This window comes from Roseococcus suduntuyensis (assembly GCF_014196305.1).
In the GTDB taxonomy this organism is placed as follows: Bacteria; Pseudomonadota; Alphaproteobacteria; order Acetobacterales; family Acetobacteraceae; genus Roseococcus; species Roseococcus suduntuyensis.
Map to the genome: position 1 here is coordinate 101,980 of NZ_JACIDJ010000001.1, position 25,293 is coordinate 127,272.

At 69.7% G+C, this 25,293-nt stretch carries 27 protein-coding genes; 16 read left to right on the plus strand and 11 right to left on the minus strand.

Features of this window, described 5'->3' with window-relative positions; translation table 11 throughout:
- Position 1: 1 nt before the first annotated feature.
- From GGQ83_RS00475 to GGQ83_RS00495, 5 genes are read right to left on the minus strand one after another with little or no spacing between them, the layout of a single operon-like run.
- Entirely contained in the window at positions 2-742 is a 741-nt protein-coding gene (locus GGQ83_RS00475; protein ID WP_184381635.1) for an ABC transporter permease, read from the minus strand.
- Positions 739-1,494 carry an ABC transporter permease gene (locus GGQ83_RS00480; RefSeq protein ID WP_184381636.1) on the minus strand — a complete coding sequence of 252 codons (756 nt, stop codon included), beginning with the start codon at positions 1,492-1,494 and terminating at the stop codon, positions 739-741. Before GGQ83_RS00480 ends, GGQ83_RS00475 begins: the two co-directional genes overlap by 4 nt.
- On the minus strand, positions 1,491-2,498 hold the full coding sequence (locus GGQ83_RS00485; RefSeq protein ID WP_184381637.1) for an ABC transporter substrate-binding protein: 1,008 nt from the start codon (positions 2,496-2,498) through the stop codon (positions 1,491-1,493). The genes GGQ83_RS00480 and GGQ83_RS00485 overlap by 4 nt, the downstream gene beginning before the upstream one ends.
- Before the next feature lie 25 nt (positions 2,499-2,523).
- Positions 2,524-3,261 carry a class II aldolase/adducin family protein gene (locus GGQ83_RS00490; RefSeq protein WP_184381638.1) on the minus strand — a complete coding sequence of 246 codons (738 nt, stop codon included), beginning with the start codon at positions 3,259-3,261 and terminating at the stop codon, positions 2,524-2,526.
- A complete protein-coding gene (locus tag GGQ83_RS00495; RefSeq protein WP_242534818.1) occupies positions 3,258-4,058 on the minus strand; it encodes an ABC transporter ATP-binding protein in 801 nt (266 codons plus the stop codon). Before GGQ83_RS00495 ends, GGQ83_RS00490 begins: the two co-directional genes overlap by 4 nt.
- A 137-nt stretch (positions 4,059-4,195) precedes the next feature.
- Here GGQ83_RS00495 and GGQ83_RS00500 point away from each other — a divergent pair, with 137 nt between their 5' ends.
- From GGQ83_RS00500 to GGQ83_RS00525, 6 genes are all read left to right on the plus strand, one after another.
- Positions 4,196-4,888: a GntR family transcriptional regulator gene (locus GGQ83_RS00500; protein ID WP_242534819.1), complete on the plus strand. Its 693-nt coding sequence runs from the start codon at positions 4,196-4,198 to the stop codon at positions 4,886-4,888.
- Between the two features lie 66 nt (positions 4,889-4,954).
- Complete coding sequence (locus GGQ83_RS00505; protein WP_184381641.1) at positions 4,955-5,734, plus strand: SDR family oxidoreductase; 780 nt, start codon at positions 4,955-4,957, stop codon at positions 5,732-5,734.
- On the plus strand, positions 5,734-6,867 hold the full coding sequence (locus GGQ83_RS00510) for a pyridoxal phosphate-dependent aminotransferase (protein WP_184381642.1): 1,134 nt from the start codon (positions 5,734-5,736) through the stop codon (positions 6,865-6,867). Before GGQ83_RS00505 ends, GGQ83_RS00510 begins: the two co-directional genes overlap by 1 nt.
- A gap of 11 nt (positions 6,868-6,878) precedes the next feature.
- Positions 6,879-7,760, plus strand: coding sequence for an alpha/beta fold hydrolase (locus tag GGQ83_RS00515; RefSeq protein WP_184381643.1), 882 nt, complete (start codon positions 6,879-6,881; stop codon positions 7,758-7,760).
- A 2-nt stretch (positions 7,761-7,762) separates the two neighbouring features.
- Positions 7,763-8,965, plus strand: a complete 1,203-nt coding sequence (locus GGQ83_RS00520; RefSeq protein WP_184381644.1) for a hydantoinase/carbamoylase family amidase — start codon at positions 7,763-7,765, stop codon at positions 8,963-8,965.
- Positions 8,962-9,864: a cupin domain-containing protein gene (locus GGQ83_RS00525; protein ID WP_184381645.1), complete on the plus strand. Its 903-nt coding sequence runs from the start codon at positions 8,962-8,964 to the stop codon at positions 9,862-9,864. Before GGQ83_RS00520 ends, GGQ83_RS00525 begins: the two co-directional genes overlap by 4 nt.
- Positions 9,865-9,920: 56 nt before the next feature.
- Here GGQ83_RS00525 and GGQ83_RS00530 read toward each other — a convergent pair whose 3' ends face one another.
- The 4 genes from GGQ83_RS00530 to typA all read right to left on the minus strand — a co-directional run bounded on the left by GGQ83_RS00530 (position 9,921) and on the right by typA (position 15,463).
- Entirely contained in the window at positions 9,921-11,366 is a 1,446-nt protein-coding gene (locus GGQ83_RS00530) for a GntP family permease (protein ID WP_184381646.1), read from the minus strand.
- A complete protein-coding gene (locus tag GGQ83_RS00535; RefSeq protein ID WP_184381647.1) occupies positions 11,363-12,421 on the minus strand; it encodes a patatin-like phospholipase family protein in 1,059 nt (352 codons plus the stop codon). Before GGQ83_RS00535 ends, GGQ83_RS00530 begins: the two co-directional genes overlap by 4 nt.
- Positions 12,422-12,558: 137 nt before the next feature.
- Entirely contained in the window at positions 12,559-13,536 is a 978-nt protein-coding gene (locus tag GGQ83_RS00540) for a Bug family tripartite tricarboxylate transporter substrate binding protein (RefSeq protein WP_184381648.1), read from the minus strand.
- Between the two features lie 79 nt (positions 13,537-13,615).
- Entirely contained in the window at positions 13,616-15,463 is a 1,848-nt protein-coding gene (gene typA, locus GGQ83_RS00545) for a translational GTPase TypA (protein ID WP_184381649.1), read from the minus strand.
- Between the two features lie 265 nt (positions 15,464-15,728).
- Here typA and GGQ83_RS00550 point away from each other — a divergent pair, with 265 nt between their 5' ends.
- Entirely contained in the window at positions 15,729-16,436 is a 708-nt protein-coding gene (locus GGQ83_RS00550) for a hypothetical protein (protein ID WP_184381650.1), read from the plus strand.
- Positions 16,437-16,446: 10 nt separating this feature from the next.
- Here GGQ83_RS00550 and GGQ83_RS00555 read toward each other — a convergent pair whose 3' ends face one another.
- Entirely contained in the window at positions 16,447-17,280 is an 834-nt protein-coding gene (locus tag GGQ83_RS00555; RefSeq protein ID WP_184381651.1) for an NHL repeat-containing protein, read from the minus strand.
- A 45-nt stretch (positions 17,281-17,325) separates the two neighbouring features.
- Here GGQ83_RS00555 and GGQ83_RS00560 point away from each other — a divergent pair, with 45 nt between their 5' ends.
- From GGQ83_RS00560 to ureG, 7 genes are read left to right on the plus strand one after another with little or no spacing between them, the layout of a single operon-like run.
- Complete coding sequence (locus tag GGQ83_RS00560) at positions 17,326-18,129, plus strand: urease accessory protein UreD (RefSeq protein WP_184381652.1); 804 nt, start codon at positions 17,326-17,328, stop codon at positions 18,127-18,129.
- Positions 18,130-18,153: 24 nt separating this feature from the next.
- Positions 18,154-18,456, plus strand: coding sequence for an urease subunit gamma (locus tag GGQ83_RS00565; RefSeq protein WP_184381653.1), 303 nt, complete (start codon positions 18,154-18,156; stop codon positions 18,454-18,456).
- Between the two features lie 11 nt (positions 18,457-18,467).
- Positions 18,468-18,773 carry an urease subunit beta gene (locus tag GGQ83_RS00570; protein ID WP_184381654.1) on the plus strand — a complete coding sequence of 102 codons (306 nt, stop codon included), beginning with the start codon at positions 18,468-18,470 and terminating at the stop codon, positions 18,771-18,773.
- Positions 18,770-20,479, plus strand: a complete 1,710-nt coding sequence (ureC, locus tag GGQ83_RS00575) for an urease subunit alpha (protein WP_184381655.1) — start codon at positions 18,770-18,772, stop codon at positions 20,477-20,479. Before GGQ83_RS00570 ends, ureC begins: the two co-directional genes overlap by 4 nt.
- Before the next feature lie 13 nt (positions 20,480-20,492).
- The gene (locus tag GGQ83_RS00580) at positions 20,493-21,011 is read left to right on the plus strand and encodes an urease accessory protein UreE (RefSeq protein ID WP_184381656.1); all 519 of its coding nucleotides are present in this window, start codon (positions 20,493-20,495) and stop codon (positions 21,009-21,011) included.
- On the plus strand, positions 20,920-21,744 hold the full coding sequence (locus GGQ83_RS00585) for an urease accessory protein UreF (RefSeq protein WP_242534820.1): 825 nt from the start codon (positions 20,920-20,922) through the stop codon (positions 21,742-21,744). Before GGQ83_RS00580 ends, GGQ83_RS00585 begins: the two co-directional genes overlap by 92 nt.
- Entirely contained in the window at positions 21,741-22,367 is a 627-nt protein-coding gene (ureG, locus tag GGQ83_RS00590) for an urease accessory protein UreG (RefSeq protein WP_184381657.1), read from the plus strand. The genes GGQ83_RS00585 and ureG overlap by 4 nt, the downstream gene beginning before the upstream one ends.
- A gap of 12 nt (positions 22,368-22,379) precedes the next feature.
- Here ureG and GGQ83_RS00595 read toward each other — a convergent pair whose 3' ends face one another.
- Positions 22,380-23,333, minus strand: a complete 954-nt coding sequence (locus GGQ83_RS00595) for an allantoinase PuuE (RefSeq protein ID WP_184381658.1) — start codon at positions 23,331-23,333, stop codon at positions 22,380-22,382.
- A gap of 126 nt (positions 23,334-23,459) precedes the next feature.
- Between GGQ83_RS00595 and GGQ83_RS00600 the strand changes: the two genes are divergently transcribed.
- Entirely contained in the window at positions 23,460-24,527 is a 1,068-nt protein-coding gene (locus tag GGQ83_RS00600; RefSeq protein WP_184381659.1) for an HWE histidine kinase domain-containing protein, read from the plus strand.
- A complete protein-coding gene (locus GGQ83_RS19915) occupies positions 24,524-25,234 on the plus strand; it encodes a response regulator (protein ID WP_207017848.1) in 711 nt (236 codons plus the stop codon). The genes GGQ83_RS00600 and GGQ83_RS19915 overlap by 4 nt, the downstream gene beginning before the upstream one ends.
- Positions 25,235-25,293 lie beyond the last annotated feature (59 nt).

A 25,293-nucleotide genomic window follows, 5' to 3' on the forward strand; every position in this document is an offset into this window, starting at 1 on the left:
TCTACCGCCAGAAGATGAAGCGCCGCTCCAGCGCGCCCACCGCGCCGAAGAAGGCGAGGCTGAGCGTGGAAGCCACCAGGATGGCCGCCCAGACCTGCACGAAGTCGATCAGCGTGACGGACTGGTAGATGATCCAGCCGAGGCCGCCATAGGCGCCCAGCATCTCGGTCACGATGGCGACGATCAGGCTGCGCACGGTGGCCACCCGCAGCCCCGCGGCGATCAGCGGCAACGCGGCCGGCAGGCGCAGCCGCCAGAAGATACCGATGCGCCCCGCGCCGAAGCTGCGCATGAGGTCCACGCTGCGCCGGTCCACCCGGTCGAATCCGGCCAGTGCGCTGAGGAAGATGGTGAAGCCCACCGCAAGCGCCACCATCACGATCTTGGAGGAAACCCCCACGCCGAACCACAGCAGCACCAGCGGCGACCAGGCGACCACCGGCACGGAGTTGATGGCCAGCAGCAGCGGCAGCACGCCCGCGCGCAGCGGCCGCGCCAGCACCAGCAGCGTCGCCATGCCGATGCCGGCGAGCGCGCCGATGGCATAGCCCGTGATGGCCTCGAAGCCCGTGACCAGCGCGGCCGCCTGCAAGGCGGCCCGATGCTCCCACACCGCGCCCAGGATCTGCGTCACCGCCGGCAGGGTGTAGGCCGGCAGGGCGAAGCCGCGCGCGGTGACTTCCCACAGCGCCAGGATCAGCACGGCGCCGAAGACGCCACGCGCGGCGGAGGTGCCGCTCATTGCTCCGCCCCCCAGAAGACGATGCGCCGCTCCGCCCAGGCCACCAGCGCGTAGAAGCCCGTGCCCAGCAGCGCCGCGCAGAGGATGGCGGCCCAGAGCGCCACCACGCTTTCATTGTACATGGCCTGGAGCAGCAGCACGCCGATGCCGGTGTTGTCGCCGAACCACTCGCCCACGATGGCGCCCACCAGGCTGAGCGAGGCGCCGAGGCGCAGGGCCACGAAGATCTGTGGCAGGGCCATGGGCAATTGCAGGCGGAACAGGATCTGGGTCGGCGTGGCGCCGAAGCTGCGCAGCAGCGCCGCCTGGCGCGGGTCCACGCTGTTCAGCCCGAGCAGCGTGTTCACCGTCACGGGGAAGAAGGTGAGGTAGAAGGCGATCACCGCCTTGGCCATCAGCGTGTTGCCGAACCACATCACCACCAGCGCGCCGAAGGCGATGACCGGGATGGTCTGCGACACCACGAAGACCGGCAGCAGCATATCGCGCAGCAGCGGTGCCCGGAAGAACACCAACCCGTTGACGATGCCCACCGCCGTGCCGGCCGCAAAGCCGATCAGCGTCTCGGCGGCGGTGCGTTGCAGCCCGGCCCAATAGGCGCCGGGCGTGAAGGCGATGGCGGCCAGGATCTCCGACAGGCGCGGCAGGAGGTGCGGGCGGATGCCGAACAGCACCACCACGCCTTCCCAGACCAGCCCCGCCAGGATCACCCCGCCCAGCAGGCGCAGCGCCGCCATCGCCGTGGCATTCATGCTATGCGGTCCGCCAGCGGGATCGCCTCCAGGAAGCTGGAGTTGTAGGCGGCGGCGAGGTCGAGCGGCGTCTTGATCACCTCATGGCGCAGGAAGAAGTCATGCGCGGCCTGCACCACCGGGCGGTCGATCCAGAACAGCCCGTTCCGCGCGGCGCCGCCGGCCACCATCAGCTTGCCGGCCTCCTCCATCATGAATTCCTGATGCGGGCGGTTCAGCGTGGGCGCGACGGACATGACGGCATCCACGCCGGCCTTGCCGTCGCGCAGCGCCTCGCGCCAGCCGCGGATGGTGGCGCGCAGGAAGGCGGTCACCATCTGCGGCCGGTCGCGCGCCGTCTGCTCGCTGACGATGACGGTGTCGCGCGGGAAGGTGATGCCGTGGTCGTCGGGGACGAAGCTGCGGAGGTTGTCGCGCCCCACGCGGTTCATCAGCGTGAAGAACTCGTTGTAGCGGGTGGCCGTCACCACATCCACCTGGCGGTCCACGAAGGGCTGCACGCTGACCTGCTGCGGCTGCATGGTGAAGTCGCCGCGGCTCAGCCCCGCCTGCGCCAGCATGCCCAGCAGCACGAAGTTCGCACCCGTGAACCAGGTCGTGATGGTCTTGCCGCGGAAGTCGGCCAGGGTCCGGATGGGGCCGTCGGCGCGCGTGACGAAGACGAAGGGCGTTTGCTGGTGCATGACGCCGGCGCAGACGATGGGCAGGTTCCGCTCACGCGCCGCGAAGACGCTGTCCGTCCCGCCCGAGAGGCCGAAGGTGTCGGCGCCCGAGGCCACCAGGTTTTCCGTCAGCAGGTTCGGCCCGCCGGGGTTGATGGTGAGGTCAATGCCCGCCTCGCGGTAGTAGCCCTTCTGCAGCGCCACGTAGAAGCCGGCGAACTGCGCCTGCGTCAGCCATTTCAGGCGCAGCGTGGCGCGCGTCAGCGTCTGCGCCCCGGCGGGGCGGATGAAGGGGGAGACGGCGGCCGCGCCGGTCGCGGCCAGAAGGTGGCGCCTGTTCATCGTGCTTACTCCTGCGGGGGTTGGGTCAGTCACGGAAGCCTGGCTCCTCGCGGTCGAGCAGGCGGAGGAAGGCGGGCCACTCGCGCTCGCCAGGGCCCAGGATGTCGCCCTGCTGCTGCCAGAACTGGTTGGCGGCGCGGGCGCACACCTCGGGGGGCGGCTCGATGATGGGCTGGCCGGAGGACTGCATCATGAGTTGGATGCGGGCCGCGCGCTCGAAGTAGTAGAGCAGCATGAAGGCCGCACCCGGCGTGCGCCCCACGGTCAGGGTGCCGTGGTTGCGCATGATCATGACGGGGTGTGTGCCGAAGTCGCGCACCAGGCGTTCCTGTTCGTCCAGGTCTATCGCCACGCCCTCATAGTCGTGGAAGGCCTGGCGTTCATGGAACCACATGGCGAACTGGCTGAGCGGGCGCAGGCCGCCCGGCTGCGCCGAGACCGCCACCGCCGCATCCGAATGCGCGTGCAGCACGCAGGCCGCGTCATGCCGCGCCTTGTGGATGGCGGCATGGATGACGAAGGCCGCGACATTCGCCTCGTGCGGGCTGGAGGCGAGCTTGCGGCCCTCCGTGTCGATCTTCACGAGGGATGAGGCGGTGATCTCGCTGAACAGCATCCCATAGGGGTTCAGCAGGAAGGCATTCTCCTCGCCCGGCACGCGCAGCGAGATGTGGTTGTAGATGACGTCATCCAGGCCAAGCCGCGCCACCATGCGATAGCAGGCGGCGAGCGAGATGCGCGCCTCGCGCTCGGCGTCCGTCATGGCGCGGCGGCCGTGCCGGTCAGGAAGGACTTCATGGCTTCCTCCTCGATGGCGTCGAGCACCTCGCGCTTGATGGCGGTGAATTCGGGGGAGGTGAGAAGTTCCGGCGCGCGGGGGCGGGGCAGGTTCACCTCGCGCATCAGCTTCACGGCACCTGGCCGCGCGGTCATGACCACCACGCGGTCGCCCAGGAAGATCGCCTCGTCCACGTCATGCGTGATGAAGAGGATGGTGCGGCGGTGACGCTGCCACACATCCAGCAGCCAGCGCTGCATCATGCTGCGGGTCAGTGCGTCGAGCGCGCCGAAGGGCTCGTCCAGCAGCATGAGTTCGCGTTCGAAGAGGAAGGTCCGCATCAGCGCGACCCGCTGGCGCATGCCGCCGGAAAGCTGGTGCGGATACTGATTCTCGAAGCCCGTCAGGCCGAATTCTGGCAGCATGGAGAGCGCCTTGGCGCGGGCCTGGCTGCGGTTGGCGCCCTCGATCTCATTGGCGAGGATGGCGTTGTCCACCACGTTGCGCCAGGGCAGCAGCAGGTCGCGCTGCGGCATGAAGGAGACCTGGCCCAGCAGTTCCCTCGCGTGACAGCCGCGCCCCTTGAAGCGGAGGATGCCGCCCGCGTCGGGTTCGTCGAGGCCCGCCACGATGTTGAACAGCGTGCTCTTGCCACAGCCCGAGGGGCCGACGACGGTCACGAACTCGCCCGGCTGCACGTCCAGGTCGAAGCCCTCCAGCGCCTGCACCGCGCCGAAGCGCTTGGAGAGACCACGCAGTTCGAGAAGAGGGGCGCTGTTCAATCCGTGACCTGCCTTCTGCGCCCCGGGATGAGGCTCTAAAACATCTTCACGACAGGGGCGCCGGTTTGGAATACAAAGACCCAGTTCTTTGCACACAAGAATGAGGCTTTCGCACACATATGCGCGCAAAACAGGCATTGCCTGAGGCAGAATGGGCAGGTTCCGGGCGAAAGCCCCCCGCCGCGCCCGGCCATGGCACGCTGGCCAACACCCTCTATCGCCGCCTGCGTGACGACATCGCGGGCGGACGCCTCGACCCCGGCGCGCGGCTGGACGAGCAGGAGATCGCCGACCGCCACGGCTGTTCCCGCACCCCCGTGCGCGAGGCTTTCCGCCTGCTGGCAAGCGAGCGCCTGGTGGAGTTGCGCGGCCGGCAGGGTGCGGTGGTGCGCAGCATTTCCGCCCAGACGCTGATCGAGATGTTCCAGGTGATGGGAGAGCTGGAGGGGCTCTGCGCGCGGCTGGCCGCCCGGCGCAGCACACCGGCCCAGAATGCCGCGCTTCAGGCCATCCATGCGAGGCTGGAGGCGGCCTCAGGCGACACGGCGGACGCCTTCTACGACATCAACGCGGAATTCCACGAGGCCATCTACGAGGCCGCGCACAACGCCTTCCTGGCCGAGGAAACCCGCCGCCTGCGCAACCGCGTGGCCGCCTATCGCCGTCGCGTGACGCATATGCCGACCCGCGTGGAGGACACGCTGCGCGAGCATGCGGAGATCATGGCCGCCATCCTGGCGCGCGACCCGGAGGCGGCGCACCGCGCCATGCGCGCCCACCTGACCCTGCTGGGGGAGAACCTGCTGGACCTGATCGCGGGCCTCGACTGAGGCGTGCGCCCATGTTGGTATGCATATTGCTAGTCATTGCATACAACACGGACAACGGAGCGCCCCTTGCAGCTTGATCTCGCGGGAAAGACCGCCCTCATCACCGGGGCTTCCAAGGGCATCGGCCTCGCCTGCGCCGAGGTGCTGGCCGAGGAGGGTTGCCACCTCCACCTCGCCGCCCGCAACGGCGCAGCGATGGAGGAGGCGGCGGCACGGCTGCGGTCCCAGCACCCCATCCGCGTCACCACCCATGCGATGGACCTCTCCACCACCGCCGCCATGGAGGCGCTGGCCGAGGCCGCGAAGGACGCCACCATCCTGATCAACAATGCGGGCGACATCCCGGCCGGCCCGCTCGATGCCGTGAGCGATGCCGCGCTGCGCCAGGGCTTCGACCTGAAGGTGTTCGGCTACATCACACTGACGCGCCTGTTCTACCCGCGGATGAAGGGGCGCGATGGCGTCATCATCAACGTCATCGGCAATTCCGGCGAGAACTGGGATGCGAGCTATTTCGCCGGCTCCACCGGCAATGCGGCGCTGATGTCCTTCAGCAAGGCCATCGGCGGCCGCAGCCTGGATGACGGCGTCCGCGTGGTGGGCATCAACCCCGGCCCCGTCGCCACCGACCGCATGCTGAAGATCATGAAGGTGAAGGCGCGCGAGATGCTGGGCGATGAATCCCGCTGGGAGGAACTCTTCGCGAAATACCCCGGCAAGCGCCCCGCCACCGCGCGCGAGACGGCGGATCTCTGCGCCTTCATGGCTTCGCCGCGGGCGGGCTACATCACGGGCACGGTGGTGACGATTGATGGCGGCATCTCGGCGCGCGGCTCGGTGATCTGATGTCGGGCGCGCTGATCCGCAACCGCTATTTCGACGCGCTGACCGCCACCCCGGGCCTGGCCTGGATGGGGCAGAACACCAACCACATCCCGGCACACCCGGCGGTGCTGGCCGCCATGCACGCGGCGGTGGACGGGCTGGGTTTCAACGCCTACGCGCCACCGCTCGGCTTCGAGGCGCTGCGCGAAGCGATCCTGGCGGACCTCGGCGTGGAGGGCGCGGAAGCCCTCGTGACGGAGGGCGGCGTGAACGCACTGGCGCTGGTGTGCCGCGCGCGCTGCCGGCCGGGCACCACCTTCGTCACCACCGACCCCACCTGGAAATGGCCCTGCCTCTTCGCCCGCCAGGCGGGGGCCGAGGTGGTGGAAATCCCGATCTACGACCCCGCCTGCAACTATCGCCTGACGCCCGCCGCCCTGCGCGCGGCGGTGGATGCGCGCACCAGCGTGATCTACATCGTGGACCCGAACAACCCGCTCGGCATCTGCTACACGCGGGACGAGATCGCCGCCTTCGCCGCCATCGCGCAGGAAGTGGGCGCGCTGCTGGTGCATGACTGCACCTATCGCGACTTCGCCGATGGCCACCACCCGGCGCTGCTGGAAACGCCGGACAACGCGGTGGTGTCGCTGTCTTTCTCCAAATGGCTGGGCCTCGCGGGGCTGCGCATCGGCGCGCTGGTCGCCCCCGCCGCCCTGCTGGAGGAATTCGCGGACCAGACGACCGGCGTGCTTGGCGCCAGCGTCATCGCGCAGCGCGCCGCACTCGCGGGCCTTGCCGTAAAGCCCGAATGGATGGCGACCGTCCGCGCCACCACACGCGCCAACAACGCCATGATTCATGAGGCGGCCCTTCGCATCCCGGGCTTCTCCGTCCCCGTCTGGCCCAGCCACGGCAACTTCCTGGTGGTCGAGACCGAGGCCGCGAACATCCGCCCCGAGGCCCTGGTGGAAGCGGCGCGGCGCGAGGGCATCATGATCCGCCAGGGCAGCTATCACACCGCGCGCTTCGGCCACCGCTTCGTGAAGATCAGCACCTCCGTCCCCGGTGAGTGGGCGGAGAAGCTGGCCCATCGCCTGCCCGCCCTGGTCGAGACGGCGCGCAGCCTGAACGACCTCACGCCGCAATTCTGAGAGGGACATCCATGCCGCGCATCACCACGCCCGACGGCACCGGCCTGCACTACGAGGAAGCGGGAACCGGCACGCCCATCCTCTTCATCCACGAATTCGGCGGCAACCACGACAGCTGGGAGCCGCAGATGCGCCATTTCGCGCGGCGGCACCGCTGCATCACCTATGCCGCGCGCGGCTACCCGCCCTCCGACGTGCCGACGGATGTGGAGCAGTATTCCCAGGCCATCGCGGTGGCCGATGCGGTTGCGGTGCTGGACGGCTTGGGCATCGCGAAGGCGCATATCGTCGGCCTGTCCATGGGCGGCTTCGCCACCGTGCATTTCGGCCTGCGCGCGCCGGAACGGGCCCTGTCGCTGACCGTCGCCGGCGCGGGCTATGGCTGCGAAAAGGAGCATGAGGAGTATTTCCGCGGTGTCTCGCTGGAAGTCGCCCGCCGCTTCGCCACCGACGGCGCCCGCGCCTTCGCGCCCATCTATGCCGAGGGTGCCAGCCGCGTGCAGTTCCAGAACAAGGACCCGCGCGGCTGGCGCGAATTCGCCGACCGGCTGGCCACGCATTCGGATGTGGGCGCCTCGCTCACCATGCAGGGCGTGCAGGCGCGGCGGCCCTCCTTCTGGGACCTGGAGGAAGAATTGCGCGCCATGGCCATCCCCACCCTCGTCATCGTGGGCGACGAGGACGATCATTGCCTCCAGCCCGGCATCTTCCTGAAAAAGACGCTGCCGGCCTGCGGCCTCTCGGTCTTTCCCAAGACCGGCCACACGCTGAACCTGGAAGAACCCGCCTGGTTCAACATGCACCTGGCCGAGTTCATCGCGCAGGTGGAGGCCGGGCGCTGGGATGTGCGTGACCCCCGCGCCCTGCCCGGCCAGATCATGCGGACGGATTGAGCATGTCGCGCCTCTGGGACCGGCTGATGCGCCTTGCCGAGATCGGCGCGCGGGGCGATGGCGGGGTGGACCGCCAGGCGCTCACGCCGGGCGAGATCGAGGCCTGGCACCTGGTGCTGCGATGGGCGGAGGAAGCGGGGCTGGAAGCGGCCACCGATGACGCCGGCAACCTGTTCCTGACCCGCCCCGGCCGCGACCGCACCCTGCCGCCGGCGGTGATTGGCAGCCATCTCGACACGCAGCCCAATGGCGGAAAATTCGACGGCGCCTGGGGCGTGCTGGCCGCGCTGGAGGCGGTGGCGGACCCTGGCTTCATCCCCGCGCGCGACATCAGCGTCGTCGCCTGGAGCAATGAGGAGGGCAGCCGCTTCGCGCCCGGCATGACGGGGTCCGAAGCCTTCGCCGGCGTGCGGAGCCTCGCCGCCATCCGCGCCCTGCGCGACGCGGAAGGCGTGCTCCTGGGCGATGCGTTGGACACCCTGCACGCCGCCTTCCCGCATCTGCCGCGCCTGCCGCTGGACCGCGACTTCGCCTTCTGCATCGAGCCGCATATCGAGCAGGCGACGCTGCTGGAGGAAGCGGGCCTCCCCATCGGCATCGTCACCGGCATCCAGGGCAAGATCACCTGGGAAATCACGCTGGAGGGCGAGGAAGGCCATGCCGGCACCCGCGACATGGCGCTGCGCCGCGATGCCGTCATGGGTTTCGCCCGCATGGCCGCGCGCATGCAGCGCGAGGTGGGCGAGGCGGACCCCATCGTGAAGTTCACCATCGGGCGCGTGCAGGTCGTGCCCAACGCGCCTTCGGTCATCGCGGGGCGCGTGGTGTTCCGGATAGACCTGCGCCATCCGGACAATGCCGCGCTGGAAGCCCATGGCGCGCGGCTGGAGGCCATCGCGGCGGCGGAGGCCGCGCCCTGCCGTGTCACCATCGCGCGACTGGTCCACGCGCCCTCCAACACCTTCGACGAAGGGCTGCGGGCGCGCTTGGCCGCCACGGCCACGCGGCTCGGCCTGCCGCATAGGGAGCTGCTTTCGGCGGCGGGGCACGACGCGCGCCATATGGCCCCGCGCTGCCCCACCGCCATGATCTTCATCCCCTGCCGCGGCGGCATCAGCCACTCGCCGCTGGAATGGGCGGAACCCGCGCATGTGGAGGCCGGCGCCGCCCTGCTGGCCGCGACCGTGAAGGAGTTGTGCGCATGATGGACATGGCCGCGCTGCCCGTGCAGCACCCTGAACGCCCCGCCAATGCCGCGGCCGCGCGGGCGCGCTTCTTCAACTCGGGCAATGCCTTCAACGTGAAGCTGGCGCCCGTGCCGGCGGCGGATTTCGGCGCGGTGGCCGCCGCGGCCTTGGTGCCCGGCGCCGCGACCGGCGTGTATCCCTGCGACCAGTCCGGCGCCATCGGCTGCCCCTTCCCCGCCACCACGCCGCTGATGCTGGCGCGCTATGCCGTGATCCGCGCGGGCGAGACGCTGGCCTTTGACTGCGTCGCCACCGGCCTCATCGGCTGCGTGTTGCGCGGCACGGGCGCGGCCGATGCCTTCACCTGGGGCGAGGGCGACGTCTTCCTGCTGCCCGGCGGACATGTGGCCCTGACCGCCTCGGCCGATGCGGTGCTCTGGCTGGTGGGCAATGAACCGATGCTGGCCTTCGAGGGCCTGCGCCCTGGCCCCGCCGCCCTGGTCCCCGTGCATTTCCCGGCGGCGGAGATCGAACGGCAGCTCGCCCTCATCGGCGCCTGCACCAGCAATGACGGCACGGCGGGGCTGGCGCTGATCTTCTCCTCGGATGGGTTGGAGGCGTGGCGGAATCTGACGGCGAGCATGACGCTCTCCCTCAACACACTGCCGCCGCGCGAAAACCAGCGCGCCCACCGCCACAACGCCGCCGCCATCACGCTGGTGCTGCAGGGCGAGGAGTGCCACTCGCGCATCGCGGGCGAGGCGCGGCGCTGGAGCCTCCACAACACCCTCGTCACCCCGCCGGGTGAGCCGCACTCGCACCACAATGGCGGTGACGTGCAGGCCCGCTTCCTGATCGTGCAGGATGGCGGGCTGCACTATCACGCGCGCACGATGGGCTTCCAGTTCCTGGAGTGAGCCTGATCGGCCCCGGTCCTTCACCGGGGCCGTGAATCAGCCTCACAAATGCGCGTTTAAAATGCCCCCAGGAAGCTCGCGGCCAGGATCGCCACCACCAGCGCCAGCAGCGGGAACACCACCGCCACCATGGCGAGATCCCCGTAGGATTGCCGGTGGGTCAGCCCGCAGATGGCCAGCAGCGTCACCACCGCGCCATTGTGGGGCAGGCTGTCCAGCCCGCCCGTGGCGATGGCGGTGATGCGGTGCAGCGCCTCGGGCGCGATGCCGGCGGCGGCACCCATCTGCACATAGGTGTCGCCCAGGGTGGAGAGCGCGATGCTCATGCCGCCCGAGGCCGAGCCCGTGATACCCGCCAGCACATTCACCGCGATGGCCAGCGACACCAGCGGGTTCTCGCCCCCGATGCCCAGCACGCCCTGCCGCACCAGGTCGAAGGCCGGGAGTGCGGCGATGACCGCGCCGAACCCCACCAGCGAGGCCGTGTTGAAGATGGGCAGCACCGAGGCATTGGCGCCCGCGTCCAGCGAGGTCTTCACAGATGCAAGCCGCCCCCAGTTCGTCGCCACCAGCACCAGGATGGCGGCACTCAGCGCGAGGATGATGGACCACACGCCCAGCACCGAGGAAAGCCCCACGCCGCCGAAGCGCGGCTCGGCCAGGAAGGCCGTGTCCCAGGCCGGGATGACGAAGCTGGAGAAGATCAGGTTCGCCAGGATCACCACCACCACCGGCAGCACCGCCAGCAGGAAGGGCGGCTGGGCCGGCGCGGGCATGGGTTCGATCTCGGCCAGGTCGAAGCCCTCGCCCGCCGCGCGTTCGCGCATGTCGGGGCTGGAGGCGGGGGCGTGGTCGGCATGGTCGCCATAACCCTCGCCGCGCGCGCGGGCGGAGGCCGCGCGGCGCATCAGCCACCATTGCCCGGCGCCGAACATCACCAGCGCGGCCAGGATGCCGAGGCCAGGTGCGGCGAAGGGCGTGGTGCCGAAGAAGGGCATGGGGATGGCGTTCTGGATGGCGGGCGTGCCCGGCAGCGCCGTCATGGTGAAGGTGAAGGCGCCGAGCGCGATGGTCGCCGGAATCAGCCGCTTCGGGATGTCGGCCTCGCGGAACAGGCTGGCCGCGATGGGATAGATGGCGAAGGCCACGACGAAGAGCGACACGCCGCCATAGGTCAGGATGGCGCAGGCCAGCACCACGGCGAGGATGGCCTGGCCGCCGCCCAGCCGCGCCACCAGCCCCTGCGCGATGGCGCGCGCCGCCCCGCTGTCATCCATCAACCGGCCGAAGATGGCGCCCAGCAGGAACAGCGGGAAGAAGGAGATGACGAAGCCGCCGGCCGAGGTCATGAAGACCTGGGTGTAGAGCCCCAGCAGCGGCGCGCCCGCGAAGATCGCCGCCAGCAGCGCCATGGCCGGTGCCAGCAGCAGCACCGAGATGCCGCGATAGGCCAGAAAGATCAGCAGCCCCAGCGCCAGCAGGACGCCCGCCAGCCCGATCATTCGGCGGACGCCTTCGGTGCCTTGCCAGGCTCGCGCAGCGTGCCGAGGAACAGCGTGTCGGGGTCGAAGGTGGACCGCTGGCCGATATCGTCGCGGTGCTGCGCCAGCCAAGCATCGGCCGCGGCCCGGCCATGGTCGCGCAGATACGTCAGGAAATCCCATTCCGCGTTGAGCTTGGAGGAGGAGGAGAGATGCTCCAGCCCCTGCCCGCCGATGCGGTGCAGCCGCATGTCGCGATAGCGTTCATTCTCCAGCCCTTCCGCCTTGATCAGGCGGCGCAGCAGGGTGATGGCGCGGAGTTCCTTGATGAGCGCCGCGTTGAAGGTGATCTCGTTCAGCCGGTTCTGGATCTCGGCCGCGGTGGTGGGCAGTTCGTCGCTGCGGATGGGGTTGATCTGCACGATCATCAGGTCGCGACAATCGCTTTCATCCACCAGCGGGTAGAGCGCCGGGTTGCCCATGTAGCCGCCATCCCAATAGGGCTCGCCATCAATCTCCACGGCCTTGTAGAGGGTGGGCAGGCAGGCCGAGGCCATCACCGCGTCCACCGTCAACTCGCCGCGGCGGAAGGTGCGCGGCAGGCCGGTGCGGACATTGGTGGCGGTGACGAACAGCTTCACGGACTGGCACGCATTGACGTTGTCGAAATCCACCGTGGCCTCGACCACGTCGCGCAGCGGGTTCAGGTCGAACAGGTTCAGCTCATAGGGCGACGCCAGGCGTGAGAGCAGGTCCATGGCGATGTAGCCGGGCGAGGTGTCCAGGCTCCATCGTCCCATCAGCCGGTCTATCGGGCTGCGCTGGATGGGGCTGAAGCGCGCGGCGTCGCTGACCGCGCGCCAGAACTTCTCCAATGCCTCACGCGCGCCCTCGCGCCCGCCGCGCACCAGCCCATCGGCCAGCACAACGGCATTCATGGCGCCGGCGCTGGTGCCGCTGATGGCCTCGATGTCGAGCTTGCCATCCTCCAGCAGGCGGTCGAGCACGCCCCAGCTGTAGGCGCCATGCGCGCCCCCGCCCTGCAGGGCCAGTTCGATCTTCTTGTCGCCGTTCATGCGCGCCTCCTGCCAGTGTCGCCCCCGGTGTTGCCACCGGAGGCGTCCAAACCTGTTCAGCGCATGAGCTTACCAAACGATGCTGCGGTGCAGCAAATATTCTGACGTGACGTTAATCCGTCACGTTGGAGGCGCGCTCAATCGACGGTGGCGCCCGAGGCCTGCACGATGGGCCGCCAGCGCTCCAGTTCCGCCGCCACGAATTGCGTGAACTGCTCGGACGTCATGTCGCCCGGGTCGCCGCCCAGCTCCGCGAACCGGGCCCGCATGGCGGGTGCGGTGATGATGGCCATGGTCTCGCGGTGCAGGCGTTCGGTGATGGCGGGCGGCATGCCGGCGGGGCCGGACAGCGAGAACCAGGTCGTGCTCACCAGGTCTACATCCTGCTCGCGGAAGGTGGGGACGTTGGGGAAGGAGGGGTGGCGCTGCGCGCTGGACATGGCGATGGGCCGCACCACGTCGGCGCGGATATGCGCGGCGGCCGAGGGCAGGCTGTCCGACATCATGGGCACCTGCCCCGCGATGACGGCCGCCATGGCCGGGCCCGCGCCGCGGAAGGGCACGTGGGTGTATTCAATGCCCATCAGCCGCGCGAACTGCACGATCATCAAATGGTTCGACGACCCGGCGCCGGAGCTGGCCATGTTCATCCCGCCCGGCTGCGCGCGGGCGAGGCGCACGATGTCGGCCAGGTTCTGGATGGGCGTGTTCTTGTTCACCACCCAGACCGAGGGGTTGGTGATGACCATGGCGATGTGCGTGAAGCTGCGCACCGCGTCATAGCGCAGGCCGCGGTAGAGCGAGGGGCCGATGGCGTGGCTCGCGATGTTGCTCATCAACAGCGTCTGGCCGTCCGGCGCGGCATCGGCCACCAGCTGGCTGCCCGTGGTGGCGGTGGCGCCGGCCCGGTTCTCGACGACGAAGGGGGTGTTGAGGCGGATGGCCAGCTGGTCCGCCACCAGGCGCGCCACCAGGTCGGTCGTGCCGCCGGGGGCGAAGGGGACCACGAGGCGGATGGGGCCGGAGGGCCAGTTCTGCGCCTGCACGATGGCCGGGCTGGCGATCAGGCCGGCACCGCCCAGCAACAGCGGGCGGCGATTGATATTCTTGAGCATACGTCTCCCCTCCACGACATCGGGACTGCGTCGTTGGAGGGGTGAGATGCCATGCCGCGCGGGCGCGCGGCAAGCAGGCTCAGCCGACCGGGTCGCCCTTGACGGCCATGCCATCGGCGCGGCGCTGGGCGCGCTTGCGCTCATTGGGGTCGAGGTAGCGCTTGCGAAGCCGCACCGCGGTCGGCGTCACCTCCACCAGCTCGTCATCCTCGATGTAGGCGATGGCCTGCTCCAGGCTCATGCGCCGGGGCGGGATCAACAGCAGCGCGTCATCCTTGCCGGCGGCACGGATGTTGGTCAGCTTCTTCTCCTTGACCGGGTTCACCTCAAGGTCGTCATCGCGCGAATTCTCGCCGATGATCATACCGACATAGACCTTGGCGCCAGCGCCCACGAACAGCGCGCCGCGCTCCTGCAGGGCGAAGAGCGCATACTGCGTCGTCTCGCCGTCCACATTGGAGATCAGGCTGCCGTTGCGCCGCCCCTCGATCACGCCCGCCCATTCCTGATAGCCCAGGAACAGCCGGTTCATGATGCCGGTGCCGCGCGTGTCGGTCAGGAATTCCGAATGGTAGCCGATGAGGCCGCGCGAGGGCATGTGGAAGGTCAGCCGCGTCTTGCCGCCGCCCGAGGGCCGCATGTCCTGCATCTGGCCCTTGCGGACCGACAGCTTCTCGACGACGACGCCGGAATAGGCCTCGTCCACGTCCACCAGCACTTCCTCGTAGGGTTCCTCGCGCGCGCCGGTCTCGGGGTTCTCGCGCACCAGCACGCGCGGGCGGCCGATGGTCAGCTCGAAGCCCTCGCGGCGCATCTGCTCGATCAGGACGCCGAGCTGGAGTTCGCCGCGCCCGGCCACCTCAAAGGCGTCCGTCTCCTCGCTGTCGCGGATCTGGATGGCGACGTTGCTTTCCGTCTCGCGGAAGAGGCGGTCGCGGATCTGGCGCGAGGTGACCTTCTTGCCCTCGCGGCCGCCCAGCGGGCCGTCATTGACGCGGAAGGTCATGGCGAGCGTCGGCGGGTCCACCGGCACGGAAGGCAGGGCCACATTCTGCTCGGGCGCGCAGATGGTGTCGGGAATGGTGGTGTCGGACAGGCCGGCGATGGCGATGATGTCGCCCGCCTGGGCCTCTTCCACCGGCACGCGCTCCAGCCCGCGGAAGGTCAGCAGCTTGGTAAGCCGACCGGTCTCGACCTGGGTGCCGTCGGCGCGGAGCACCTTCACCGGCATGTTCATGCGGGCCACGCCCTGCTCGATGCGACCCGTGAGGATGCGGCCCAGGAAGTTGTCGTATTCCAGGATGGAGGCGTTCATCGCGAAGGGCGCCGTCGGGTCCACCGTGGGCTCCGGCACATGGCGCACCACCAGGTTGAACAGCGCGTTCAGGTTCTCGCGCGGGCCTTCCATGCTCTCATCGGCCCAGCCCTGGCGGCCGGAGGCGAAGAGCATGGGGAAATCGAGCTGCTCGTCGCTGGCGCCGAGGTTGGCGAAGAGGTCGAACACCTCGTCATGCACCTCATGGGCGCGGGCGTCGGCGCGGTCCACCTTGTTCACCACGACGATGGGGCGGATGCCGCGGGCCAGCGCCTTGCCGAGCACGAACTTGGTCTGGGGCAGCACGCCCTCGGCCGCGTCCACCAGCAGGATGGCGCCGTCCACCATGGAGAGGATGCGCTCCACCTCGCCGCCGAAATCGGCGTGGCCGGGGGTGTCCACGATGTTGAGCTTCACGCCCTCCCATTCCACGGCCGTGCACTTGGCCAGGATGGTGATGCCGCGTTCCTTTTCGAGGTCGTTCCGGTCCATGGCCCGTTCGGCCACCTGCTGGTTTTCGCGGAAGGTGCCGGCCTGCTTGAGCAGTTGGTCCACCAGCGTGGTCTTGCCGTGGTCGACGTGCGCGATGATGGCGAGGTTGCGCATCGGCATGGGGCAGGCTCCGGGCGTGGGCAGGCCCGGGCGGAAGGAGCCCAGGCGGCGGGGTAACGGATTTTGGGCTTGTGGCGCGGTATCTAGGGGGTCCGGCGAGAAATAGCCAGTGCAAGTCGCACCTTTTGCCGCGTTCAAATGTTATGGCAGGGCCCCGCCACCGGAATTGCGCGAGGCATAGGCCGCAGATCAAGCGGGGTGCAGATGGCTTTGCCCAGACGGAGCACCGCCCCGGCCCTGCAACCTTGACCGGGAACCGAACACGATGACACGAGTTCTTGCCGCCCCCCGCCGCCTGCTGGTCCTGGCCGGGTTGGCCAGTCTTTGCCTGGGGTCAGCCGCGCAGGCGCAGCCCCGCACCCAGACCACCCCCTTGGGCCGCTACGGCGCCTGGACCGTCTATGCGATGGTGACGCCGGCCGGTCGTGATGTCTGCGGAATGGTGGCCTCGGGCGCCGAGGGGCGCCGGCTGCACATCCAGCACGTGCGGAACACCAACTTCATCCTGTTCCAGGCCCACAAGGCGAGCTGGACCATTCCGCAGGGCACGCGGATGCAGATCAACATGCGGATCGACCAGGGGGCGGGCTGGACCGCGCCGCAGGCGACCGGCCAGGGCCGTTCCGCGCACTGGACCCTGCGCTCGGGCCTGTCGCGCTTCGAGGCGGAGTTCCGCAACGGCAGCCGCCTGACGCTGACTTTCCCGCAGGGCAACGAGCCGGAGTGGTCGGTGAGCCTGAATGGCTCCTCGGAGGCGATGGCGCGGCTGGTGACCTGCATGCGCTCACATGGCAATGAGCCGACGCAGCCCTTCGGGGGGGCACCCACGCCGCCGGGTCAGCCCAGCCAGCCCTTTTCCGCGCCTGCCCCCTCTGGCCCGCCCTCTGGCCCACCCGGCCCCGACGTCCCACCCGGCAAGGCGGCGCCAGCCACCCAGGCGCCGCCCCTGCGGGGCCAGCCCATCGGGTTCTGAGCGGCCGCCCTCAGTCCGGCACCAGCCGCGTCAACCGCGAGGGCGTCATCTCCGCCAGCAGCACGCTGCCATCGGGGTGCAGCGCCATGCCATGCGCCCCGTTCAGCACGGCCCGCGCCTTGGACAGCAGCACCCCCTGGCGGGAAAAGACCGAGAGGCTGGGCACCTGGTCGGTCACCCACCAGTTCCCCTCGGCGTCGGCCGTCACGGCCATGGGCTTGTGCAGAAGATAGAGGGAGCGGAGGAAGCGGCCCTCGGCGGTGAAGACCTGCACGCGGTTGTTCTCGCGGTCGGTCACCGCCACCTCGCCCTCCATGCCCACGCGGACGGAATGGGGGGTGGAAAACTCGCCCGCCCGCTGGCCGGGCGTGCCCCAGCCGCCCTGCGGCGTGCCGTCGGGCGCGAAGACATGTACGCGGGAGGCCGCGTAGCCATCGGCCACATAGGCCGTTCCATCCGGCGCGAAGCCTATATCGCAGGGGGAGTTGAAGGGCTGGCCGGCCTGGTGGCGGGTGCCCAGGCGCCGGCGGACCACGCCCTCGCGGTCGAAGGCGATGATCTCGTGCGCGTCGCGGTCCACCACATGGATCAGGCCATCGGGGGCCACGTCCAGCATGTGCAGGTCCGCCACCTCCTCGCCGAAGGCGCCGATGCGCTGGCCCATGGCGTCCAGCACGATGACGGTGGGGCCGGGGCCAGAGGTGTAGGAATCCCGCCGCAGCCCGACATAGATGCGGCCTTCGGCGTCGGTCGCGACGTCGGTCACGCCGCCCATGTCGGTGGGAAGGTCGCCCCAGGGGCGTTCGATCCGGTAGCGCTGCGCGCCAAGCGTCACATAGAGCATGCTCCCATGTTGCCATGCCTGCGCGCCCGCGGCCACGCTGGACCCATGCGGGAATCGGATGCGCGCCATCAAAGGGCCGAGGGGGAGGCCAGGCTGGAAATCGGCCCCGGCGGCATCATGCGCCTCTACCAGAAGGCGCCGCTGCGCCTGCTCTTCCCCACGCCCGAGCCCGGGGAGCCCCTGCAGGCCGCGCTGGTGAACACGGCGGGCGGGCTGGCGGGGGGCGATGCGCTGCGGGCGGAGCTGGTACTGGCGCCGGGCGCCCAGGCCCTGGTCACGACCCCGGCGGCGGAGAAGCTCTATGCCAGCCTCGGCCCCACGGCGTCGCTACGGACCCGGATCGAGGTCGGTGAGGGCGCCGCGCTGGAATACCTGCCACAAGAAGCGATTCTCTTCGACGGCGCCCGCCTCGACCGCCGCACCGAGGCGCATGTGGCCCCCGGCGCCACGCTGCTGGCCTGCGAATCCCTCGTGCTGGGCCGTATCGCGCGCGGCGAGGCCTGGCGGCGCGGCGCGGCGCGCGAGGCCTGGCGCCTGCACCTGGACGGCCGCCTGGCCTGGGCCGATGCGCTCGCGCTGGACGCGGCCGCCCGCGACGCCCCCCACGCCCTGGACGGCGCCGAGGCCCTGGGGCTGATGCTGCTGGCCCACCCCGACGCCGCCCGCCACAGGGAGTTGGCCCGCGACCTGACGGGCGGCCAGGCCAGCCTGCCCCGCCCCGGCCTGCTGCTGCTGCGCTTCCTGGGCACGGCGGGTGCCGTGCGGGCCGGCATCACCGCCGCCATCCCGGCCCTGCGCGCCGCCGCCCTCGGCCGCCCCGCCACCTTGCCGAGACTGTGGACGTGCTGACACCGAACGTTCCATGATGCTGCGATGCAACTGACGCCCCGTGAGAAAGACAAGCTGCTCGTCGCCATGGCCGCCCAGGTGGCGCGAAGGCGGTTGGAGCGCGGCGTGAAGCTCAACCACCCCGAGGCCATCGCCCTCATCACGGATTTCGTGGTGGAGGGGGCGCGGGACGGCCGTTCCGTGGCCGACCTCATGGCCGCGGGCGGCGAGGTGCTGCGGCGCGACCAGTGCATGGAGGGCGTGGCCGAGATGATCCACGACATCCAGGTGGAAGCGACCTTCCCCGACGGCACCAAGCTCGTCACCGTCCACAACCCCATCCGCTGAGGGCCAGGCGCATGATTCCAGGCGAGGTGATCTGCGCCCCCGGCGAGATCGAGCTGAATGCGGGCCAGCCCGTGACGGAACTCGACGTGGCGAACACCGGCGACCGGCCCATCCAGGTCGGCAGTCACTACCATTTCTTCGAGACCAACCCGGCACTGGATTTCGACCGCGCCGCCGCGCGGGGCCAGCGGCTGGACATCCCGGCCGGGACGGCGGTGCGCTTTGAACCCGGCCAGAGCCGGCGCGTGAAGCTATTGCCCCTGCGCGGGGCGCGCATCGCGCACGGCTTCCGCGGCAATGTGGAGGGCGCGCTGTGAGCCGCCTCTCCCGCAGCGCCTATGCCGGAATGTATGGCCCCACCGTGGGCGACCGCGTGCGCCTGGCCGACACCGAATTGTTCATCGAGGTCGAGAAGGACTTCACCACCCATGGCGAGGAGGTGAAGTTCGGCGGCGGCAAGGTGATCCGCGACGGCATGGGCCAGTCCCAGCGCACGCGCGCGGAGGGCTCGGCCGATACCGTCATCACCAATGCCCTCATCCTCGACCACTGGGGCGTGGTGAAGGCCGATGTGGCGCTGCGCGATGGGCGCATCAGCGCCATCGGCAAGGCGGGCAACCCGGACACGCAGCCCGGCGTGGACATCATCATCGGCCCGGGCACCGAGATCATCGCGGGCGAGGGCAAGATCCTCACCGCCGGCGGCATGGACGCGCATATCCACTTCATCTGCCCGCAGCAGATCGAGGAGGCGCTTGCCTCGGGCATCACCACCATGTTCGGCGGCGGCACCGGCCCCGCCCACGGCACGCTGGCCACCACGGTCACGCCCGGCCCCTGGCACATCGCCCGCATGCTGCAGGCGGCCGAGGCCTTCCCGATGAATTTGGGTTTCCTCGGCAAAGGCAACGCCGCCCTGCCCGCCGCGCTGGAGGAACAGGTCCGCGCCGGGGCCGCCGGCTTCAAGCTGCACGAGGATTGGGGCACCACGCCCCAGGCCATCCGCAACTGCTTGAGTGTCGCCGACCGCTTCGACGTGCAGGTGGCCATCCACACCGACACGCTGAACGAGAGCGGCTTCGTGGATGACACCATCGCCGCCTTCGAGGGCCGCACCATCCACGCCTTCCACACCGAGGGCGCGGGCGGTGGCCATGCGCCGGATATCCTGCGCCTGGTGGGCGAGGCGAACGTGCTGCCCAGCAGCACCAACCCCACCATGCCCTACACGGTGAACACGGTGGACGAGCATCTGGACATGCTCATGGTCTGCCATCACCTCGACGCGCGCATTCCGGAGGACGTGGCCTTCGCGGAAAGCCGCATCCGGCGCGAGACCATCGCGGCCGAGGACATCCTGCACGACATCGGCGCCATCTCCATGATGTCGTCCGACAGCCAGGCGATGGGCCGCGTGGGCGAGGTCATCATCCGCACCTGGCAGACCGCCCACAAGATGAAGGTGCAGCGCGGCCGCCTGCCCGGCGAAACGGGCGAGAACGACAATCTCCGCTGCCGCCGCTACATCGCCAAATACACCATCAACCCGGCCATCGCGCAGGGCATCGCGCAGCATGTGGGCAGCGTGGAGGTGGGTAAGCTGGCCGACCTCGTGCTGTGGTCGCCCGCCTTCTTCGGCGTGAAGCCGGACATGATCCTCAAGGGCGGCAGCATCGCGATGGCCCCAATGGGCGACCCCAACGCCTCCATCCCCACGCCGCAACCCGTGCATTACCGGCCGATGTTCGGCAGCTATGGGCGGGCGATGACGCTGGGTTCGGTCACCTTCGTCTCGGGTGCCGCGCTGGAGGCCGATGTGGGCCGCGCGCTGGGTCTGCAACGGCCGCTGCTGGCGGTGGGCAACACGCGCGGCGGCATCTCCAAGCGCGACATGGTGCTGAACGGCGCCACACCGCGCATGGAGGTGAACCCCGAGACCTACGAGGTCCGCGCCGATGGCGAATTGCTGATCTGCGAACCCGCCAAGGTGCTGCCCATGGCGCAGCGCTATTTCCTGTTCTGACGAAGGACACGCCATGCACGACATGCTCCCGCGCGCCCGCGGCGTGAAGCCCGCCGGCAGCTTCACCCCTGATGGCGAGGTGCGCCTCGACTTCGACGACCGCTTCCGCCGCCGCAAGCGCTATGAGACGGCGGGCGGCATCGCCTTCATCCTGGACCTCACGGAAGCCCAGGTGCTGCGCGACGGCGATGGGCTGGAACTGGAGGATGGCCGCGTGATCCTGGTGCGCGCCGCCGACGAGCCGCTGGTGGAGGTGCGCGCCGGCGCCTCCATGCCGCTGATGCGGATCGCCTGGCATCTCGGCAACCGGCATTTGCCCGCGGAACTCCATCAGGACCGCATCCTGATCCGCGAGGACCATGTCATCGAGGACATGCTGCGCGGCATGGGCGCCGTGATCTCGCGCGTGCGCGCGCCCTTCAACCCCGAGGGCGGCGCCTATGGCGAGCACAACCGCAGCGCCCACCAGCACCACCACGGGCATGGCGACCATCACCATGGCGACGGGCACCATCATCACCACCACGACTGACCGCATGGACCTGCCAGAGGGCGATTTCTTCCGCCTCCTCGCCTGGACCTCGCCCGCCTATCCGGTGGGCGGGTTCAGCTACAGCCATGGCATTGAGATGGCGGTGGAGGAGGGGCGCATCCCCAATGCACCGGCACTCACCGCCTACATCACCACCGTGCTGATGCGCGGGGCGGGGCATGTGGATGGGGTGATGCTGTGCGCCGCCCATGACGCGGCCGGCGAAGATGTCGCCCACGCCGCCAGCGAAGATGCTGCCCACGCCGCCAGCGGCGATGTCGCACTCGATGCCGTGGCCGAGGACGCCTTCGCCTGGCGCGGCACCGCCGAGCACGCGCTGGAAGCCACGCAACAGGGCGGCAGCTTCGCCTCCGTCACCGCCACCACCTGGCCCGATCCACGCTTCGCCGCCTTCGCCGCCCGGCATCGCGGCCGGCTGACGCATGCAGTCGCCTTCGGTGCGGCGGCGGGCTTCGCGGGGCTGGCGCGGCGGCCGGCCCTGCTGGCCTATCTGCACGGCTTCGCGGCGAACCTGGTCAGCGCGGGCGTGCGTCTGGTGCCTCTGGGCCAGACCGACGGGCAGCGCGTCACCGCCGCGCTCGGGCCCGTCGTCACCGCCGCCGCGCACGCCGCCGAAGCGACCGACCGCGACGCGCTGGCCACCTCCGCGCCGCTGCTGGACATTCTCTCCATGCGCCACGAAACCCAATACACGAGGCTCTTCCGCTCATGACCCCAAGCACCCCGAATGGCCCGTTGCGCGTGGGCGTGGGCGGCCCGGTGGGCTCCGGCAAGACGGCGCTGGTGGAGCGCCTCTGCCGCCTGCTGTCCAAGACGCACGACATCGCGGCCATCACCAACGACATCTACACCAAGGAGGACGCCGAGTTCCTCACGCGCGCCGGTGCATTGGCGCCCGAGCGCATCATGGGTGTGGAGACCGGCGGCTGCCCGCACACCGCCATCCGCGAGGACGCCTCCATCAACCTCGCGGCGGTGGACGACATGAACGCGCGCTTCCCGCTGCTGGAAGTGCTGTTCATCGAGAGCGGCGGTGACAACCTGGCCGCCACCTTCAGCCCGGAACTCGCGGACCTGACCATCTACGTCATTGACGTCAGCGCCGGCGACAAGATTCCCCGCAAGGGCGGCCCGGGCATCACGCGCTCGGATTTGCTGGTCATCAACAAGATAGATCTCGCCCCGCTGGTGGGCGCGGACCTGTCGGTGATGGACCGCGACGCGCGCAAGATGCGCGGCGCGCGGCCCTTCATCTTCACCAACCTGAAGGTGGATCACGGCGTGGCCGAGATCGCGGATTTCATCCTGGAACAGGGCGGGCTCAGGCCGCGTTAGCGCCCCTCCCGCCTACGGCCCCACCCGCGCCATCTGCTCCATGCCGGGCTGGTACGGGAAGGTGCGGCGCCAATGCTCCGCGATCTCGATGCGCCGCGCCACCCACACGCCCTCATGGCCACGGATGTAGTCCAGGAAGCGCGCCAGCCCCACGGCCCGCGCCGGGTGGCCGATCAGGCGCAGGTGCAGCCCGCAGGACATCATCTTGGGCTGCGTGGCGCCCTCGGCGTAGAGCATGTCGAACTGGTCGCGCAGGAAGGTGAAGTAGTCATCGGCCGTGCTGAACGGGCCGCGCCCGAACTTCGCGTCATTGGTCACCAGCGAATAGGGCACGACCAGCACGGGCTTGCCGTCCTGCAGCACCCAATAGGGCAGCTCGTCATTGTAGGCGTCGCTGTCGTAGAGAAAGCCCCCCTCCTCGGCCAGCAGCGCGCGGGTGTTCACGCTGGGTCCATAGCGGCAATACCAGCCCAGCGGGCGGTTGCCGGTGCTGCGCGTCAGGCTCTCCACCGCGAGGCGGATATGCTCGCGCTCCTCCTCCCGCGTCAGCTTGAAATGCTCGATCCAACGCCAGCCATGGCAGCAGATGTCGTGCCCCGCCTCGCGGATGGCGGCGGCGGCGGGTGGGTGGCGCTCCAGGGCCAGGGCGCAGGCGAAGATGGTCATGGGCAGGCGGCGCTCGGCGAAGAGGCGCATCACCCGCCAGAACCCCACCCGCACGCCGTATTCGAACATGCCCTCGGCCGCGAGGTCGCGCTGGCCCGCCGGCACGGGCGAGGCCGCCATTTCCGTCAGCCCCACCTCCGACCGGCCATCATTGTCCATGAAGGAAGGTTCGGAACCCTCCTCGTAGTTCATCACGAAGTTGACCGCGATGCGCGCACCCCCCGGCCAGCGCGGGTGTGGCGGATTCGCTCCATAGCCGATCAGGTCCCGCGCGAAGGCGGCGTTGCCGTGAATGCTCATGCCGCCTTGCTCCGCTGTGATCTGTCTTGCATCCCATACCGGGGCATGCCCTATGGTTGACATTGTAACTCTTTTGGTCAACTCGCGTCGCCCAGTCGCATCTTGTGGCGCATCCCGCGACGCATCATGACGGCGGCGACCATTCCGGTGGGAGAGGTCATGCAGGAGCGTGCCAAGCGTCAGGGACGGCCCCCGCCCCCCGCGCCATGCGCCACGCCCGAACTCCTGCGCGGCGCGACCGAGGGGCTGCGCCTGCCGGTGGTGGTGCTGCAAGGCGGGGCCGGCGCCAGCATCCTCTTCGCCAACGCGGCCTTCGGCGCGCTGAGCGGCTTCACCCCGGCCGAGCTGGAAGGGCGCGCGCTCTGCGGCCTGCTCGGCCGCAAGGGCGACACCAGCCTGGAGGAAGGGCTGACGCACGCCGATACCGGCATGCCCGGCGGCCCCACGGAATACTGCTTCCGCCGCAAGGACGGGACCACCTTCTGGGCCACGCTGTCCATCACCACCCTGCCGGGCGAGGAGGGCGTGCCCGGCCACCGCGTGCTCGCCATGCAGGACGTCACGCCGCAGCATCAGGACATGGACCGGATGCGCCTGCTGCTGGTGGAGATGAACCACCGCACGCAGAACATGTTCTCCGCCGTGCTGGAAATGATCCGCCACAGCCTGCGCGGCAAGGCGCCCGGTGCGGTGGTGGAGACGCTGACGGGGCGCGTCCTCGCCTTCTCCCGCGCCCAGGCCATGCTGCGTGACGAGATGGACGGCCACATCACCCTGCGCCAGGTGCTGGGCGTGGCGCTCCAGCCGCCCACCATCCCGCGCAACCTGGCCGAACGGCTGGTGCTGGAGGGCGAGGATGTGCGCCTGCCCACCAATGTCGCGCTGACCACCGCCATGGCCTTGCACGAACTTGCGGTCAACGCGGTGCGCCACGGGGCGTTGTCAGGAGATGATGGCGTTGTTCGCATCCAATGGTCGGTCCGCTCGCCGCCGCGCGGCGGACTGCTGGCCCTGCGCTGGCAGGAGGCGGGCGGCCCCCGCATGAAACCGCTCTACGAAAAGGGCTTCGGCATGCGGCTCATCGAAGGCGGCGTGCAGCACGGGCTGGGCGGCACCGCGACGCTCAACCTGGAGGCCACGGGTCTCGTGTGCGACATCACCCTGCCTCTGCGGGCGGATGGGAGGACTCCATGACCGAACGCCTCGCGGGGCAACGCATCCTGATCGTCGAGGACGAGGTGATCCTGGCCTGGGCGTTGCAGGACATGCTGACCTCCTATGGCTGCCAGGTGGTGGGCCCGGCGGCGGGCGTGGCCGAGGCGCTGGACCTCATCGGCCGCGAGGGAATCGACGCCGCGGTGCTCGACGTGAACCTCAACCGCGAGAAGTGCTATCCGGTGGCCGATGCGCTGGTGCGGCGCGGCCTGCCCTTCGTCTTCTCCACCGCCTACAGCGCCGACAGCATCGAGGAGGGCTACCGCCACCACCCCTCCGTGCAGAAGCCGCATTCGGCGCCCGAGCTGGCGGATGCCCTTTCGGCATTGTTGCCCATGCCGGCCAGCCTCCCCTTCCCGACCGAGGCGGCGCTGGCAGCCGCGGGCATCGGCCTCTGGAGCTTCCACCGCAAGCGCGACGCGCTGCGCCTGGATGCCGGGGCGCAGTCCCTGCTGGGCATGCCCGAGGGCCCGACCACCCTCGCCACCCTGCTGGCACGGGTGCATGAGGAGGATCAGGCGGGGCTGCGCGCCGGGCTGCGCGCCGCCTGCGCGGAGACAATCGCACGTGACGTGCGGTTCCGCCTTGTCACGCCCGCGGGGCCGCGCGCCCTTGTGATGCGCGGGGCGGCGGGCGCCGAGGGGAACGGCGCGTCCGGCGCGATCTTCCCCCTGCCGGAGGTTTGACCTTCCCTTTCCGTGCCAACCCACCATTTCCCAAGATGTCTGGTCGGTGGATAATATTA

What these genes read in the sequence shown, in the direction of transcription:
- GGQ83_RS00475 (WP_184381635.1), bottom strand. Translation starts at nt 742, where the DNA reads ATGAGCGGCACCTCCGCCGCGCGTGGCGTCTTCGGCGCCGTGCTGATC.
- GGQ83_RS00480 (WP_184381636.1), bottom strand. Translation starts at nt 1,494, where the DNA reads ATGAATGCCACGGCGATGGCGGCGCTGCGCCTGCTGGGCGGGGTGATC.
- GGQ83_RS00485 (WP_184381637.1), bottom strand. Translation starts at nt 2,498, where the DNA reads ATGAACAGGCGCCACCTTCTGGCCGCGACCGGCGCGGCCGCCGTCTCC.
- GGQ83_RS00490 (WP_184381638.1), bottom strand. Translation starts at nt 3,261, where the DNA reads ATGACGGACGCCGAGCGCGAGGCGCGCATCTCGCTCGCCGCCTGCTAT.
- GGQ83_RS00510 (WP_184381642.1), top strand. Translation starts at nt 5,734, where the DNA reads ATGTCGGGCGCGCTGATCCGCAACCGCTATTTCGACGCGCTGACCGCC.
- GGQ83_RS00515 (WP_184381643.1), top strand. Translation starts at nt 6,879, where the DNA reads ATGCCGCGCATCACCACGCCCGACGGCACCGGCCTGCACTACGAGGAA.
- GGQ83_RS00520 (WP_184381644.1), top strand. Translation starts at nt 7,763, where the DNA reads ATGTCGCGCCTCTGGGACCGGCTGATGCGCCTTGCCGAGATCGGCGCG.
- GGQ83_RS00525 (WP_184381645.1), top strand. Translation starts at nt 8,962, where the DNA reads ATGATGGACATGGCCGCGCTGCCCGTGCAGCACCCTGAACGCCCCGCC.
- GGQ83_RS00530 (WP_184381646.1), bottom strand. Translation starts at nt 11,366, where the DNA reads ATGATCGGGCTGGCGGGCGTCCTGCTGGCGCTGGGGCTGCTGATCTTT.
- GGQ83_RS00535 (WP_184381647.1), bottom strand. Translation starts at nt 12,421, where the DNA reads ATGAACGGCGACAAGAAGATCGAACTGGCCCTGCAGGGCGGGGGCGCG.
- GGQ83_RS00540 (WP_184381648.1), bottom strand. Translation starts at nt 13,536, where the DNA reads ATGCTCAAGAATATCAATCGCCGCCCGCTGTTGCTGGGCGGTGCCGGC.
- typA (WP_184381649.1), bottom strand. Translation starts at nt 15,463, where the DNA reads ATGCCGATGCGCAACCTCGCCATCATCGCGCACGTCGACCACGGCAAG.
- GGQ83_RS00550 (WP_184381650.1), top strand. Translation starts at nt 15,729, where the DNA reads ATGACACGAGTTCTTGCCGCCCCCCGCCGCCTGCTGGTCCTGGCCGGG.
- GGQ83_RS00555 (WP_184381651.1), bottom strand. Translation starts at nt 17,280, where the DNA reads ATGCTCTATGTGACGCTTGGCGCGCAGCGCTACCGGATCGAACGCCCC.
- GGQ83_RS00560 (WP_184381652.1), top strand. Translation starts at nt 17,326, where the DNA reads ATGCGGGAATCGGATGCGCGCCATCAAAGGGCCGAGGGGGAGGCCAGG.
- GGQ83_RS00565 (WP_184381653.1), top strand. Translation starts at nt 18,154, where the DNA reads ATGCAACTGACGCCCCGTGAGAAAGACAAGCTGCTCGTCGCCATGGCC.
- GGQ83_RS00570 (WP_184381654.1), top strand. Translation starts at nt 18,468, where the DNA reads ATGATTCCAGGCGAGGTGATCTGCGCCCCCGGCGAGATCGAGCTGAAT.
- GGQ83_RS00580 (WP_184381656.1), top strand. Translation starts at nt 20,493, where the DNA reads ATGCACGACATGCTCCCGCGCGCCCGCGGCGTGAAGCCCGCCGGCAGC.
- GGQ83_RS00585 (WP_242534820.1), top strand. Translation starts at nt 20,920, where the DNA reads ATGGCGAGCACAACCGCAGCGCCCACCAGCACCACCACGGGCATGGCG.
- ureG (WP_184381657.1), top strand. Translation starts at nt 21,741, where the DNA reads ATGACCCCAAGCACCCCGAATGGCCCGTTGCGCGTGGGCGTGGGCGGC.
- GGQ83_RS00595 (WP_184381658.1), bottom strand. Translation starts at nt 23,333, where the DNA reads ATGAGCATTCACGGCAACGCCGCCTTCGCGCGGGACCTGATCGGCTAT.
- GGQ83_RS00600 (WP_184381659.1), top strand. Translation starts at nt 23,460, where the DNA reads ATGACGGCGGCGACCATTCCGGTGGGAGAGGTCATGCAGGAGCGTGCC.
- GGQ83_RS19915 (WP_207017848.1), top strand. Translation starts at nt 24,524, where the DNA reads ATGACCGAACGCCTCGCGGGGCAACGCATCCTGATCGTCGAGGACGAG.